Here is a 13,536-nt window from a genome sequence, read left to right as displayed (position 1 = left end):
CCCCATTCCCCATTCCCCATTCTCCATGCCCCATTCTCCATGCCCCATTCTCCATGCCCCATTCCCCATGCCCCATTCCCTGTCTCTACGAGTCAGTTCACGAATCAAATCGGATTACTATAGTAGATGCATACCTTTTTGATTATCTGGCATAACCCAGATTTCTAGACGCTACAAGTTTCCACTTTCTTAGAGGTAAGCCAGAGACTTGCTACAGCATATTTAATCACCACTGATTCTTGTGTTGCATTGCAGGAACTCTTTAAACGTTGGGTTTTACTTCCATCTTTTACAAGTTTTGCCTGACAGGTGTAGAGAGAACCAGAAGGGTTTTCAAAACTTAGCTCAGCTAGCATTGTATTATTGTCTAAACTTTGCTCTAAGATTTTACCTGCCACTTTGTAGTTAAACCAATCCCAACCGTGATGAAGGATTAGTTCTCTTTCCAAAATCTGAAGTCCAGTAGGCAAAATTCCCCAGCCTCGATAGACTTTATTCAAGCATTGAATATCACCTGTACGGGTCAAAATTGATCTGAATGAATCTTCATCAAGAAGACCGTAGTATCTTGCTTGTGGTAAGTCTATGATTGTTGGAGCAAAACGATGTCCACCAAAATGAGTTGATTTCCAAATCCGCACATTGTCCAAGCTCAAATCAGAAATAGTGGCTGTAGCTAGGAAGTAAAAGGGATTCCCATATCTAGCACAGCATTTATCATGACTACCGTGGGTACAAACTAAAATATCTCTGATTTCACTAGTTTTCACTTCCGAGTCAGAACTCATACCCCATAACCATTTTTGAATAACCGCTGCTACTTGTTCAATATTTGCTAGCCTAAACTCTTGCTTGCGGTATCCATTACTCAGCCCCTCTTGTTTTTGATAAATCAAAACAGTCGTATGGTCTACTTTATGTGATAACTTGTTAGCAACTAAGAGAAATCTGATTGGTAATTTAGCCCGCTTCATCTCCTCTACCAAATTCCTCAAATTATTTGGTACCCATTTAGAATTAAAAGCTTCTGATATCCAAGGTGGAGGGCACTCAATTAAAATATAAGTTTGTTCATTGGTCGCGCTACCAATTACATCTTCTCCTGTTTGCCGCGAATGGTCAGAACAAAAAAAAGTATTCATTTAACTATACTCATGAATTGATTTTCTGGACAAAGGATATGAAAAGACAACCATTGTGTTCCTGGCTACAATTCCCTTGATTTCAGGAGATATAAAATAACTATATATATTTCCTAGTTAAAACCAAGTAGCCACTTTATAACATCATTTATAGCTAACGTCTTTCTAGTTAACAAACTCTCTATAATAGAAAAAAATAGCCATAACATAGATTTTTACGTACTAATAATGTTATTTTTCTACCTCTTATTGTCTGGCAATTAAGCAATTATCACACTCGGTAACTAGACTTTTTTGAGCTTGGTTTTATTGCCAAAATCGGACATATTCAACCTTGTGCGATCGCATCGAAAGTAGCGAGTAATTAGCTGCTTAACTTCTCTGTGTAGCTAATATTGCTAATAAAGATTTGGCGACAACAAAGTACTTATTTAAAGTTTTGCTTAAAATATCTACATAGCTAGTTACATCTCCCATTTCTATATATAGGACTAATATTTGATTTGGAAAAAAATTCAGTACACCTTTATTACTTCTTCCCCATGCCCCATTCCCTATCCCCCATTCCCTATCTCTACGAGTCAGTTCACGAATCAAATCGGATTACTATATATAAAGATATACTTCTACACTACTCTTGCGAGGAACGCATTAAAGTTAGGTAGGGAAACATTTGATTAACAGTAATGGTCTTGGCGAGCCGATTCTGTTTTAAGATTTCCACACTATCTGCTTTTAATGTATCTATATAATATAGATATTAGGAATTATTCTCAACTAATCTGGAAAAAATAAAAACAATTAGCTACCGAACAACGCGATGTGAATGCTGCCAAAGTGATTCTAAGTCGTCCAAGCGAAAGGTTGCCAGGAGGGTTTCCCTCCAAGCAAACTTTTCAAGACAATGATAGGGGTGGGCAACTCCAAAGTAACGCCAGTCGAGATGTTTCCTCTACTTCTTTGTGTTAGTCGTATCGCCCTTGGCGTCTCCCCTTGGGAGAAGATCTGCAAAAGCGAGGAACGTCAGTGACGCTAGAATCCCCTGCCTTTAGGCATGGGGAGTGTCAAAGAGCTAATCATATCTCCTATCTCCTAACCCCCAATTCCCAACCGCCCAGCCAAGGCAGGAGTTAAGGGAAGAAGTGTGGTAATCATTAAGAATAGAGCCAAAAGACCCAAAGCGGCTCTGGCGTCATCGGGTTCAGTAACTTCATTCAAGCTGGGGCGTTCTGGATCTCGTTGCAAGAAGAAAATCACGATCGCCCAGTACATGGCAAGAACATTACCGAGAGATACTAGAGCCAGCAAAATTAGGGTTGCGATCGTTGCTCGTCCTGCGGTTTTGCGTCCATAAATTGCTTGGACAATGCGCCCACCATCTAGTTGTCCTGCGGGCATCAAGTTCAAAGCGGTGATTACTAACCCCAGCCAACCAATTACAACCAAAGGATGAACGCTCACCAGGGAAGACTGCAAAGTAGAGCCAAGTACAACTCGCGCCAAGCTTCCCACTAAAATCGAGCCTTGGAAAAACTGATTTGGCAATTGAAATAAACTGCCTGGATGGGAAAGTAGTAAGCCAGTGATTAACATCAATAAAGAAACAATACCACCAGCAGCTGGCCCTGCTAAAGCGATATCAAATAGAGCCTTGCGATTGGGCAATAGAGACTCAAAGCGGGTAATTGCACCAAAGGAGCCAATTTGCACAGCGGGCAGAAAGAAAGGCCAGCTGAGGCGGACTTGGTGACGTCGAGCAAGTAACCAATGACCGATTTCGTGCGCTACCAAAATCGCAAATATACCAGCGCCTATAGGCAGAGCTTCTTGGAAGCGACTAGGGTTGGCAAAGAAATCAAAATTCAGCACTAACCCGGCGGCTTCTAAACTTGTGGCAATGGTTGCTACCAACAGGATACCTGCAAAAACTTTTTGCGATAACAACATCGGACGGGGATCATTGCGGCTTGGTAGGACAATTACTACGGGTTTACCGTCTGTGTTTTCCACTAAAAACAGACGATATTGATCACCTAGACGTGTCTGCAAACTTGCAGTTAAACGATTGTGAACTTCTTCTGGTTCTCCTCGCAAATTGCCTTTAAAAATGGCCCCGTCCTGGTAGGCGATGGTTTCTGTAGCGAAAAACGTATCAATACCGAAAATACCTTTGATTGCATTCAAGTCGTCTTCTGGTATTGGCAGTACTTCAGATTTCAGTTCTGTAGTTCCTGCTGACTCTGAGGAATTTGGCGCAAGGGAGGAATCAGCATTGAGTCTTTCTGTTGCTCGCTGCTTGAGTAGGGCATCTTGCCCAGCTGCGCGTAACTGTCTTCCCAAATATACATATAGCCCAGCGGAACTTACTACCAAGAACAATATACCAACTATATTGATGTAAATTCCGGCTGCAAACAATCCAAAAAACAGGAGCCAGGGAGCCATTAACACCACTGACTGTAACCAGGCTAAGATTCCCAGCTTACCAAAAGGCCTGGCGCGATAAAACCCCCAGCCTAAAATGCCGAAAGCTACCAGCAGGATTGCCGCAAGGATAGAAGTTTCTGATAAAGTAGACATCTCCAAACCTTTGCTATTGAGACTAAACCAGAACAAGTCCGGTATTGCAGATACATTAATAATCTATAACGCCATCTGTAGTCTGCCCAAATTATGCAGCTTTGAGGGTGGGTAAGTGCGACGGTTACTTTGTTGTAGCAAACTCCCAAAGGATTTGATTGTAGAAGTTTGTTGAGAGATGCTAATTGATCACAAAATCAAATAATTGATGCGCCATTTCCAATTTAGAACAAGGTGCGATCGCAGTCTGACACCCTTGCTTGTCTAAAAATATTGCTTGATTATAATCACTGCCAAAACCGCTATCAGGTTGATCGATGGGATTGGCAACAATCGCATCCAATTTTTTCCTTTGTAACTTTTCCCACGCAGGTGTGATAATATCCCCAGTCTGTGCTGCAAACCCAATTAATATCTGATGCGGTTGCTTGAGTTGTGCCAATTGGGCGACGATATCCGGCACAGGTTCCAGGGGTAGGGCTTGGGGGAGCGATCGCTTGGGCAATTTCTTTGTACTATAATCTTTTGGCTTCACATCTGCCACCGCTGCCGACATCACAATGACATCAGCGTTGGCTAAATACTCTAGCATAACTTGCTGCATTTGCTCGGCACTAACGACGGGAATTGCTTGCACTCCCAATGGTACATCCCAATGAGCTGGCCCATGTACCAAAGTGACACTTGCGCCTCGGTGGAGTGCAGCTTGCGCTAAAGCCAATCCCATTTTACCTGTGGCAGGATTGCCAATAAACCTCACTGGGTCAAGATACTCTCGCGTTCCCCCAGCACTAATTAATACTCGTTTACCTGCTAAATCTCGTTTGCCTTGAGTGTGCAACAACGATTGGATGTAAACCAAAATTTCTGGGGGTTCTGCCATCCTACCAGCACCGACGCGATCGCACGCCAATAACCCCGACGCTGTATCGATACCATGATATCGACTATCTGTTAATAACTGTTGCCAATTCCGCTGCACTGCTATTTGTTCCCACATATCCGTATTCATTGCTGGAGCCAACACCACGGGACAAATAGAAGCCAACACAGTATTTGTAAGTAAATTGTCAGCCATCCCATAGGCTAACTTTGCTAGTGTATTAGCTGTTAAGGGGGCAATTACCAACACATCCGCCCATTCACCTAACTCAATATGCAATGGACGAGAGTGAGTTGGTTGCCAAAAATCATCATCTGTGTAAGCGGGATGACGGGATAGGGTTGCTAAAGTCAGAGGTGTGATAAATTTTTTTGCCGAATCGGTAAGGATGACTCGGACTTCTATCCCACTTTTAAATAGTATCGAAACCAGTTCACAAACTTTGTAGGCGGCGATACCGCCGCCTACACCAATTAGAACCCTTTTTTTGATGTTTTCGTTTTTGCTTTTGGATTCGAGATTAGGCATAGCAAAAAGATTAAGATTAGTAGTTAAAGGTTAAAAATACTAACTGCTAACTACTAATTCTCAGGTCTTTATGCTTCATCGTAGGGTTCCAAGTCTAGGAGATAGATATAGGGTTCAACTAACTCCGGACGCTGAAATGCGATCGCTCGTAGTAGATGCCAATCATTCAAACCCTCAAAAGCATTACTGTAATTATCTAGTTCCAAACGTGTAGCCAACTGTTCTACTTCTGCCGAAGTCATGGCAGCAATTTCTTTCTTGGAAATGCTTAGAGTTGTCATAATGCTTGCCCCTCCCTTATGCGGCACTCGCCTTCAGCATGGGTGAAATTGCGTTATTACGCAGCCACCCAATATATATTACTCATTAGAAGACGTGGATTTCGTGAAATTTTTCAGGATTTATACTAGAATTTATAAAAAATTTGTAACGTTTGCCTAGTTAATTGCATTCTCGATAAAATTCCGTACCACCTCTAACATTTGCGGACTGATTTCATGCCCCATGTCAAATTCGTGGTATTCTACTGCCACTCCTTGGGATTCCACAGTCTCTCTAGCTTTTAAGGCAGCTTGCAGTGGTACAACTTCATCATATCTTCCATGGGCGATTAAAATCGGCGGAATACTACTTTGAGTTACTGCTCCTGCACCAGGATGTAAATATCCGCTCATCACAACTAAACCAGCTAGGGGCAAATTTAATCCTACATCTAGAGTCATCGCCCCACCTTGTGAAAATCCACTCAAAATAGTGCGCGATAGAGGCACACCAGTACTAATCTCTAAAGATTGCAACCAATCTATTAACAGTTGCCGACTTTCTGCTAAGCCTTGATACATATTTTCCGTCCTGAGGTCATACCACGCCTTACCTACAGGAGAATGGGGATGAGGATAAGGCGCATCAGGAAACATAAACTGATAATCTGGCAAGTTGAAAAATGGCAATAAAGATGCCACATCCTGGGCATTTGCACCCCAACCATGCAAAGTGACGATTAAGCCTGCGGGTGGCTGAGAAGTTGCGGGAGGAACGGTAATAAATTGCAAAGACAGGGGTCTACTCCTAAAATCTTACTCTTCTAGTAAATCCTATCTCTTGGAGTGGACTTAATTGCATATTTAAACATGAGTTAAAAGCAAAGCCAGAGACATTTTCGTCAATTTCGCTTAACTTCTTACTCTCCTGATGACGACTAATGCAACCTTACCAAAATTTCATCACACAACAATAATTCTCATTTGTATGTAGTTGCTTTCAGGCAAGATTTTTGATTTATGGGCATAGTGCATGGGGCATTGGTTGCTTCTTTCCCATGCCCCATCCCCCATTGACCCTTATCCCCAAAGGGGGGCAAGTTCCCCATGCCCAAAAACTCCATCCACAAGGGGATGGAGTTTTTCATAATTCAGTGTGTGGTGATGTAAATTCTATGCATTAATAATAATCAGCTTCAATAAAGATATTACTTCAATAATGTTGGTTCTAGTGGAGGAAGGTTATGAAGCGTCGCGAATTTGTCTATTTAGTGGGACTAGCAACTGTTAGTGGTGGGTTAGCGATCGCTTGTAATCCTAATCAAACTCCCACAAATACTACCGAATCGCCCTCATTACAGACTACACCAGCTGGTACGACTGCTAGCGGTGAAATCGAAAAAGAGCTAGTCGTTTACTCAGGACGTAACGAAAAACTTGTCGGGGGGCTAATTAAGCAGTTTGAGCAACAAACTGGCGCTAAGGTACAAGTCCGCTATGGCGATACCGCTGAGTTAGCATCAGCGATTTTGGAAGAGGGAGCAAACAGTCCCGCAGATGTCTTCTTTGCCCAAGATGCGGGCGCACTCGGAGCTATTGAAAAAGCAAATAAAGCAGTATCGTTACCTACGTCTCTTCTGAATCAAGTAGATAGTGCCTATCGTTCACCAGACGGGAAATGGCTAGGTATTAGTGGCAGAGTTCGTACAGTAGACTACAACACTAAATTAGTAAAGCCAGGGGAATTACCAGCGTCTATCTTTGGCTTTACTGAACCCAAATGGAAAGGAAGAATTGGCTGGGCACCCACAAATGGTTCGTTTCAATCTTTTGTTACAGCCTTGCGGGTTATAGAAGGAGAAGAGAAAGCTAAGCAGTGGTTAGAAGGTATTAAAGCTAACAACGCCAAAGTTTATTCTAATAACACATCAATAGTAGAAGCTCTCTCCCGTGGCGAAATTGCTGTAGGATTTGTTAATCATTATTATTTAGAACAATTCAAACAAAAAAATCCGCAAGTTCCAGTGGCACATCATTTTACGAATGATCTTGGTTCGTTGGTAAATGTAGCAGGCGTAGCGATTTTGAACAGTGCCAAACATCCCAACATTGCCCAAAAGTTTGTAGAATTCATGTTAAATGAAACTGCCCAAAACTATTTTGCTAATAAGACTTATGAATATCCTCTAACTTCAAAAGTTGCCCCTCAAGGTCAATTAAAATCTCTCCAACAAATTCAAAAACAAGGTAAAAAAATTGACTTGAGTAACCTCAGCGATTTGGAGGCAACACTCAAGCTTTTGCAGCAAACACAAGTTATTTGATGAGAGTCATCTATTAAGGCAGGAAAAAAAGAAATTTTTTGAGCAAGCAGTTGAAATCGGTTCGTCCTCCATTATTTCTCACCTTAGCGGCAGCAGTAGTAGCAATTGCCATTGCTCTGCCATTACTATACTTAGTCATCCGCACGATGGGTATTGGCGGGGAAGAGTTCTGGGAATTGATTTCTCGTCCTCGCAATCTCATGATTTTTTTCAACAGTGCGGTGATGGCAGCAACAGTAACGTTATTTTCAACACTAATTGCCGTACCGTTAGCATTTTTAACCGTACGGACAGACTTACCAGGACGACGCTTTTGGTTAGTGGCGACAACATTGCCCTTAGCAGTTCCTAGCTATGTAGGCAGTTTTGCCCTAATTGCGACTTTAGCACCACGGGGTAGCTTTTTGCAGTTGTTGCTTCAACCTTTGGGGGTAGAAGAACTACCTTCCATTTATGGTTTTCCTGGGACAGTTTTGGCAATCACTTTGTTTACCTATCCTTATATGCTGTTGAGTGTACGCTCTGGCTTACAAGGTATAGATCCATCCTTAGAGGAAGCTGCCCGCAGTTTGGGTTATGGCGGTAGAGAAACCTTTTTACGGGTGGTTTTGCCACAGTTGAAACCATCGATAATTGCAGGTGGATTATTAGTAGCTTTGTACGCTTTGCGCGACTTTGGTACACCCTCATTGATGCGGTTTGATGCTTTTACAAGGGCAATTTTTTTGCAATACAAAGCTAGTTTTAACCGTAACTCAGCCGCAGCTTTATCTTTAATGTTGGTGACACTGGTGCTGCTAATTTTATGGCTAGAATATCGAATGCGATCGCGTGCTGCTTATTATAGTCGTGGTTCTGCTTCCCTACGTCCACCAAAAATTGTCAAGTTGGGAATTTGGAAATGGCCCGCTCTCGGCTTTTGTCTAAGCATTACTAGCTTGGGTGTGCTGCTACCAGTGGGCATTACCCTATTTTGGCTAATTCGCGGACTCAGCAATGGCTACAACTTTCCTAATTTGCTACCTAGCATTCTCAACTCAGTTGGGGCATCTGGACTAGCGGCTTTGGCTATTACTATTTTTGCCCTACCAGTCGCAATTTTATCAGTACGTTTTCCAAGTAAAATCACCGCCATTATTGAACGCTGCTCTTACATCGGGTTTGGTGTACCAGGAATTGTTGTTGCCTTATCCCTGGTATTTTTTGGGGCAAATTATCTGCCAGCACTGTACCAAACTTTACCAATGCTGATATTTGCATATTTAGTTTTATTTTTACCGCAATCCTTAGGAACAGTACGCAGTTGTCTTTTACAAGTAAATCCCCAAATAGAAGAATCAGCACGCAGCTTAGGTAGGACAGCTTGGCAAACTTTAAGAGAAATTACCTTACCTCTAGTACAATCTGGTGTATTGAGTGGTGCAGTGTTGGTGTTTCTGACAGCGATTAAAGAACTACCTGCAACTATGCTGCTAGCACCCATAGGTTTTAGTACTTTAGCAGTACAAATTTGGCAAGCCACAGAAAATGTTGATTTTGCCGATGCTGCGGCTGCTTCACTAGCTATGTTATTGGTTTCTATGGGTTCAACTTTATTGGTGCTATCCCAAGAAAACGTCAAAAAAGAGAAAGTAATAAATAAAACCCAAGCACAAACAAAGTTTTAAGCCACCCCCTTTTATCTACTTATGCAACAAGCAATTCTACAGTTACAGAATGTCACCAAGCGGTTTTTAGAAAATGCCTCTGCCGCTGTAGATAAGGTATCTTTGACGTTGCAACAAGGACATGTATTGGGATTGCTTGGCCCATCTGGTTGCGGTAAAACTACGCTGTTGCGATTGATTGCTGGTTTTGAGCGGCTGCAAACAGGAGAAATTAAAATTGGTAGACAGATAGTTTGCGATGCCTTTACTTACATCCCTACAGAACAGCGCGACATCGGCATCGTTTTTCAAGATTATGCACTGTTTCCTCATCTAAATGTGTCAGAAAATGTGGCTTTTGGGTTGAAACATTTCACTAAACAGCAAATACAAAAACGTGCAACCGAAGCCATTGCTCTAGTGAGACTTGAAGGCTTAGAAAAACGTTATCCCTACGAACTTTCTGGAGGACAGCAGCAGCGGGTTGCTCTCGCCCGCGCCCTAGCACCCCAACCTCAACTCATGCTCTTGGATGAACCTTTAAGCAATCTTGATATCCAAGTGAGGTTGCAGTTGCGCGAAGAAGTCCGAGACATTCTCAAAGCAGCAGGTACTTCAGCAATTTTTGTTACCCACGATCAAGAAGAAGCGCTAGCTATTTCGGATATAGTGGGTGTGATGCGACAAGGACATTTAGAACAAATAGGCACACCAGAAGAAATCTATACTCACCCAGCATCAAGATTCGTGGCGGAATTTGTCACTCAAGCTAATTTCCTCCCCGCTCGCCGTCAAGGTAATTTATGGGAAACAGAAGTTGGTAGTTTTGAGCTAACAGCTAACCACACCCACGATACTGGCGAAATCATGATCCGCCAAGAAGACTTTATTTTAAAACCAACCAATAATGCACCCGTAGTCATCCGCACCCGCCGCTTTTTAGGACGCGAGTACCAATATTGTTTGCAAACTCCCTCTGGTAAAGAACTCCATGCGCGGACGACGACTGATGTGGCATTATCTGTAGGTACACGAGTGCAGATATCCATAGTCGGTAATGCTGTCCACATTTTTCCGTAAGAGATTTTAACGTGCGATCGCTCTCTAAGCTTGGTTAATCTCTTAGACTTTCACGACTTACGCAAAAATTGCCAAAATCGCACTTGGTTATTGTACAAGAGTGCAATTATAACGAATAAACAGCAATATTCGATAGCACCCTAATTGTTACTTATCACAAGTGTGATTACATTTACGAACTTGTGCCCTCAATTTAATATAGGCTGAATTACTAGTAGGCTTTGCTATTGGCTCTATTTTAAGTATGACTAGTTTCTCTCCTCGTTGCAGTTCATTAAGTATCTCCGAAGCAAAAGATTTTTCTTTTCTTAAATTTACAATGTATTTAAGGGTTACTATTGCTCCTGGTGATGGAACAACAGGAGGATCAATACTAGGATATTCTTCAATATTTTCTTGTTTAACAATTAGTGGTTTTCCAACAGATAAACTACCGGAACTATTTTTAATTATGCCTAACCATATCCATCCCGTATAATTTACTTTTTGTGTTGAATCTAAAGTAGAATTAGGTTTTGATAAAAAACTTTCAGGGATGTTTGATGAAGAAATTCCTGACAGATTAGATTGTTGAAAAAATAAGCGTATAAACATTCCACATACTGCAATTAAAACAAGTAGTCTTATGGGAATCTTGCTTACTCTACGATGCCGACGAGTTCTTGATGGTTGAAATAAGTACAAAAAGGTTTCTCTTATTATGTATATCAAAGCATTCCCAGCAGCCTTTAGAACAGGTATTACAACTTCTCTGGTCTGCTGAGAATATTTTTTAATATGGAAGGTAGGATCGGTAAGTTCCTCGGCTACTTTCTTTATACCTTGAGCAATATTGGCAAAAGCATTATCATACGGATTCCAACAAGTAACAGCTCTCTCACCTTCTGGTAAGGCAGTGAGATTATCTAATGCAACTTTCCAAGTATTAAGCACGGGGCGAAGGAGAATAGGGATAACCCGTGCCTGTCTAGTCCTATGGCGTTGCATAGCCTGTTTTATCACAACTTCCCAATGATAATCGCAAGCCATAAAATCCGAACTAATTAGCACTAAAATTATATCAGCCGTTTTCAATTGCGTATCAATCTCTACTTCCCATTCTCTTCCAGGGCTAATCATACCTCTATGCCACTTAGTAATCACACGCTGTCGCTCCAAATCTTTGAGATGATTCTCTAATTTTTGCCGCATTTGTTCATCTTGAACAGAGTCGGAGCAGCAGTAAAAAACTTTGACAAGCTTATTCAACGGCATTGATATTATTACCTATTAATCTTAACTAAAAATTACTTTTATATTGAAAAAGTACTTGTTTTCATATACTGATAATTTATTCAATTCTAATAATGCAATTTTAATAGGTATGTTTTTATAAATTTTCTGCTAATTCTTTTGCTGCTATCCGAATACCTTTAGCAACACTTAAAAATGCGTCATTGCGATTTCCCCATTTTTTCACAGGTTTACCGCGTTCGGGCAGGGGTTGAAGCCTTCCAAATGGCGCATTTATCCAATCAACAGATTCAAGAATTACTGGGATAACTCTAGCTTCTTGAGCTTCATACCGTTCCATAGCCCGTTTTACTTCAACATCCCAGCAATAATTTGAATACATAAAATTTGGACTAATAAGTAGCAAAATTATATGAGATGTATTTAGGTGAGTATCTATCTCATTTTGCCATTCTTTTCCTGCTCCAATTTTTCGGTTATGCCAGTCTGTGATTACTCCTTCTCGTTTCAAACTACTAAGATGCTTTTCTAGCTGCTCTCGCAATTTTTCATCTTCGTGAGCATAGCAATAAAATAATTCGATAGCTTGATTAGGTTCCACCGACATAAGTTTATTACTGACTATAGACACATTATTAGTAAAACGCTGCATATCAATTTCTTTAGTTGCTAATTCTGATGGAGGGACACCAATAGAAGAAATAGACAGATAATTCAGTTCTGTTTGTCTATGAAAAATCTGCTGCTTGATTTCTTTGATGTCATCGTTAAATTTGCGTTTACGACGCGGATCATCTTCAGAACGTAGCCTGTCTTCTAGTTCTTTCAGCAGCTTAAAATCTTCGCTCAATTGTTCTTCAAGATGTTTATGAAAATCCATGGCTTACTTATTTCGTAACTTGCTTACTAAGTGTTCCCAGGCTAATTTGACATTGAACCCGCTTCCTATTTCCAACTCACCTTCGTAATCAATAATAAAAGGAACTATAGGCAGAGTAATTTTTAGTTTATGCTTGGCATCTAGCTCAGTTGCTTTGATAATTTCAGCAACTACTGCCTGACTAGGAGGTAGAGAAGGGATCTGTTTTTCCAATACTGCCAACATCTCCTGAATTTGTACTTCCGATAATTGATTGCCCTCTAGTGCATCCACAAAAGTTTGTGTTATGGTCAATTGTGTCTGGCTTAATTGCTCTGCAATTGATGCAATCATCGCTATTTCAGCATCGTCATAGTGATTTAACAATGTTTGTCGCATTTGATAAAGGTTTTCAGAGACATCATCCTGACCATTCAACAAAATATCTAACTTGGTATCTATCTGATGCAACTGTATTTCTAGACTCTGTATATTTGTGACTGATTCATCAGTAGTTATAATTTCCTGAAGTTCGTCATATTCTTGCTGGTAGAGAATTGCTGACTCTCTCAATTGCTTAATATCATGGCGATATGCAGCTTTAACACGAGGATTAGTTTCGTAGCGTAGTGCATCCTCGAATTCCTTTAGCAACTTGAAATCTTGCTCAATGTTGTTTGCTAAGTCTTGAAATCTTTGCTTGAAGGTGGAAGAGATCACGATCTGGGTTTTAGTTTGCAGGTTGGTGAATTATATTACCTTAGCATTTTTTACGTTTAAGGCGACTATACTCTATTTCATTTTGTTCTAAGGTTCATCAGAACTATCCTTCTTCTGTAAGGATTCATCGTTAACTTTGCTAGCTCAAACTGTTCAATTACACTGGAAATTAACCTTTAAATAATTAGATTAGCTACGCCACTACCGTACCTCATAATGATTCCTAATGGTCTTGAAGTGAACCAAGGCTTATGCAAAACTTGAGATCCTTCGCTTCATAG

13 protein-coding genes are annotated in these 13,536 nt (G+C 41.0%); 3 read left to right on the top strand and 10 right to left on the bottom strand.

Annotated features, from left to right (window positions below; all coding sequences use genetic code 11):
• Window positions 1-164 precede the first annotated feature (164 nt).
• From IQ246_RS06515 to IQ246_RS06485, 7 genes are all read right to left on the bottom strand, one after another.
• Window positions 165-1,142 (bottom strand): sucrase ferredoxin, encoded by a 978-nt coding sequence (locus IQ246_RS06515; RefSeq protein WP_194001226.1) that lies wholly within the window; start codon window positions 1,140-1,142, stop codon window positions 165-167.
• A 372-nt stretch (window positions 1,143-1,514) separates the two neighbouring features.
• Window positions 1,515-1,739: a hypothetical protein gene (locus IQ246_RS06510; protein WP_194001224.1), complete on the bottom strand. Its 225-nt coding sequence runs from the start codon at window positions 1,737-1,739 to the stop codon at window positions 1,515-1,517.
• A 495-nt stretch (window positions 1,740-2,234) separates the two neighbouring features.
• Window positions 2,235-3,722, bottom strand: a complete 1,488-nt coding sequence (locus IQ246_RS06505; protein ID WP_194001222.1) for a site-2 protease family protein — start codon at window positions 3,720-3,722, stop codon at window positions 2,235-2,237.
• A gap of 181 nt (window positions 3,723-3,903) precedes the next feature.
• Entirely contained in the window at window positions 3,904-5,133 is a 1,230-nt protein-coding gene (gene coaBC / locus IQ246_RS06500) for a bifunctional phosphopantothenoylcysteine decarboxylase/phosphopantothenate--cysteine ligase CoaBC (protein ID WP_194001220.1), read from the bottom strand.
• A 68-nt stretch (window positions 5,134-5,201) separates the two neighbouring features.
• The gene (locus IQ246_RS06495) at window positions 5,202-5,414 is read right to left on the bottom strand and encodes a DUF2555 domain-containing protein (RefSeq protein WP_162399252.1); all 213 of its coding nucleotides are present in this window, start codon (window positions 5,412-5,414) and stop codon (window positions 5,202-5,204) included.
• Window positions 5,415-5,570: 156 nt separating this feature from the next.
• Window positions 5,571-6,185, bottom strand: a complete 615-nt coding sequence (locus tag IQ246_RS06490; protein WP_194001218.1) for an alpha/beta hydrolase — start codon at window positions 6,183-6,185, stop codon at window positions 5,571-5,573.
• Between the two features lie 188 nt (window positions 6,186-6,373).
• On the bottom strand, window positions 6,374-6,541 hold the full coding sequence (locus IQ246_RS06485) for a hypothetical protein (protein WP_194001216.1): 168 nt from the start codon (window positions 6,539-6,541) through the stop codon (window positions 6,374-6,376).
• A gap of 96 nt (window positions 6,542-6,637) precedes the next feature.
• On the opposite strand from IQ246_RS06485, the gene IQ246_RS06480 reads away from it, so the two are divergent.
• From IQ246_RS06480 to IQ246_RS06470, 3 genes are read left to right on the top strand one after another with little or no spacing between them, the layout of a single operon-like run.
• A complete protein-coding gene (locus IQ246_RS06480) occupies window positions 6,638-7,717 on the top strand; it encodes an iron ABC transporter substrate-binding protein (RefSeq protein ID WP_194001214.1) in 1,080 nt (359 codons plus the stop codon).
• Window positions 7,718-7,755: 38 nt separating this feature from the next.
• Window positions 7,756-9,384, top strand: coding sequence for an iron ABC transporter permease (locus IQ246_RS06475; RefSeq protein WP_244141943.1), 1,629 nt, complete (start codon window positions 7,756-7,758; stop codon window positions 9,382-9,384).
• Between the two features lie 21 nt (window positions 9,385-9,405).
• Window positions 9,406-10,443: an ABC transporter ATP-binding protein gene (locus IQ246_RS06470; protein ID WP_194001212.1), complete on the top strand. Its 1,038-nt coding sequence runs from the start codon at window positions 9,406-9,408 to the stop codon at window positions 10,441-10,443.
• A 147-nt stretch (window positions 10,444-10,590) separates the two neighbouring features.
• On the opposite strand, the gene IQ246_RS06465 is transcribed toward IQ246_RS06470, so the two are convergent.
• The 3 genes from IQ246_RS06465 to IQ246_RS06455 form a co-directional block, all read right to left on the bottom strand.
• On the bottom strand, window positions 10,591-11,697 hold the full coding sequence (locus IQ246_RS06465; protein WP_194001210.1) for a toll/interleukin-1 receptor domain-containing protein: 1,107 nt from the start codon (window positions 11,695-11,697) through the stop codon (window positions 10,591-10,593).
• 115 nt (window positions 11,698-11,812) lie between these two features.
• Window positions 11,813-12,556, bottom strand: coding sequence for a toll/interleukin-1 receptor domain-containing protein (locus IQ246_RS30185; protein WP_244141942.1), 744 nt, complete (start codon window positions 12,554-12,556; stop codon window positions 11,813-11,815).
• Window positions 12,557-12,559: 3 nt separating this feature from the next.
• Complete coding sequence (locus IQ246_RS06455) at window positions 12,560-13,255, bottom strand: hypothetical protein (RefSeq protein ID WP_194001208.1); 696 nt, start codon at window positions 13,253-13,255, stop codon at window positions 12,560-12,562.
• Window positions 13,256-13,536: the final 281 nt, after the last annotated feature.

The organism is aff. Roholtiella sp. LEGE 12411, assembly GCF_015206995.1.
In the GTDB taxonomy this organism is placed as follows: Bacteria; Cyanobacteriota; Cyanobacteriia; order Cyanobacteriales; family Nostocaceae; genus Komarekiella.
Note: the sequence above shows the minus strand (reverse complement) of the source record. Positions and strands in the feature narration are given on the sequence as shown.

Bases quoted from the DNA above. Each gene is read 5' to 3' on its own strand.
- IQ246_RS06515 (WP_194001226.1), bottom strand. From the start codon at position 1,142: ATGAATACTTTTTTTTGTTCTGACCATTCGCGGCAAACAGGAGAAGAT.
- IQ246_RS06505 (WP_194001222.1), bottom strand. From the start codon at position 3,722: ATGTCTACTTTATCAGAAACTTCTATCCTTGCGGCAATCCTGCTGGTA.
- coaBC (WP_194001220.1), bottom strand. From the start codon at position 5,133: ATGCCTAATCTCGAATCCAAAAGCAAAAACGAAAACATCAAAAAAAGG.
- IQ246_RS06495 (WP_162399252.1), bottom strand. From the start codon at position 5,414: ATGACAACTCTAAGCATTTCCAAGAAAGAAATTGCTGCCATGACTTCG.
- IQ246_RS06485 (WP_194001216.1), bottom strand. From the start codon at position 6,541: ATGAAAAACTCCATCCCCTTGTGGATGGAGTTTTTGGGCATGGGGAAC.
- IQ246_RS06480 (WP_194001214.1), top strand. From the start codon at position 6,638: ATGAAGCGTCGCGAATTTGTCTATTTAGTGGGACTAGCAACTGTTAGT.
- IQ246_RS06470 (WP_194001212.1), top strand. From the start codon at position 9,406: ATGCAACAAGCAATTCTACAGTTACAGAATGTCACCAAGCGGTTTTTA.
- IQ246_RS06465 (WP_194001210.1), bottom strand. From the start codon at position 11,697: ATGCCGTTGAATAAGCTTGTCAAAGTTTTTTACTGCTGCTCCGACTCT.
- IQ246_RS30185 (WP_244141942.1), bottom strand. From the start codon at position 12,556: ATGGATTTTCATAAACATCTTGAAGAACAATTGAGCGAAGATTTTAAG.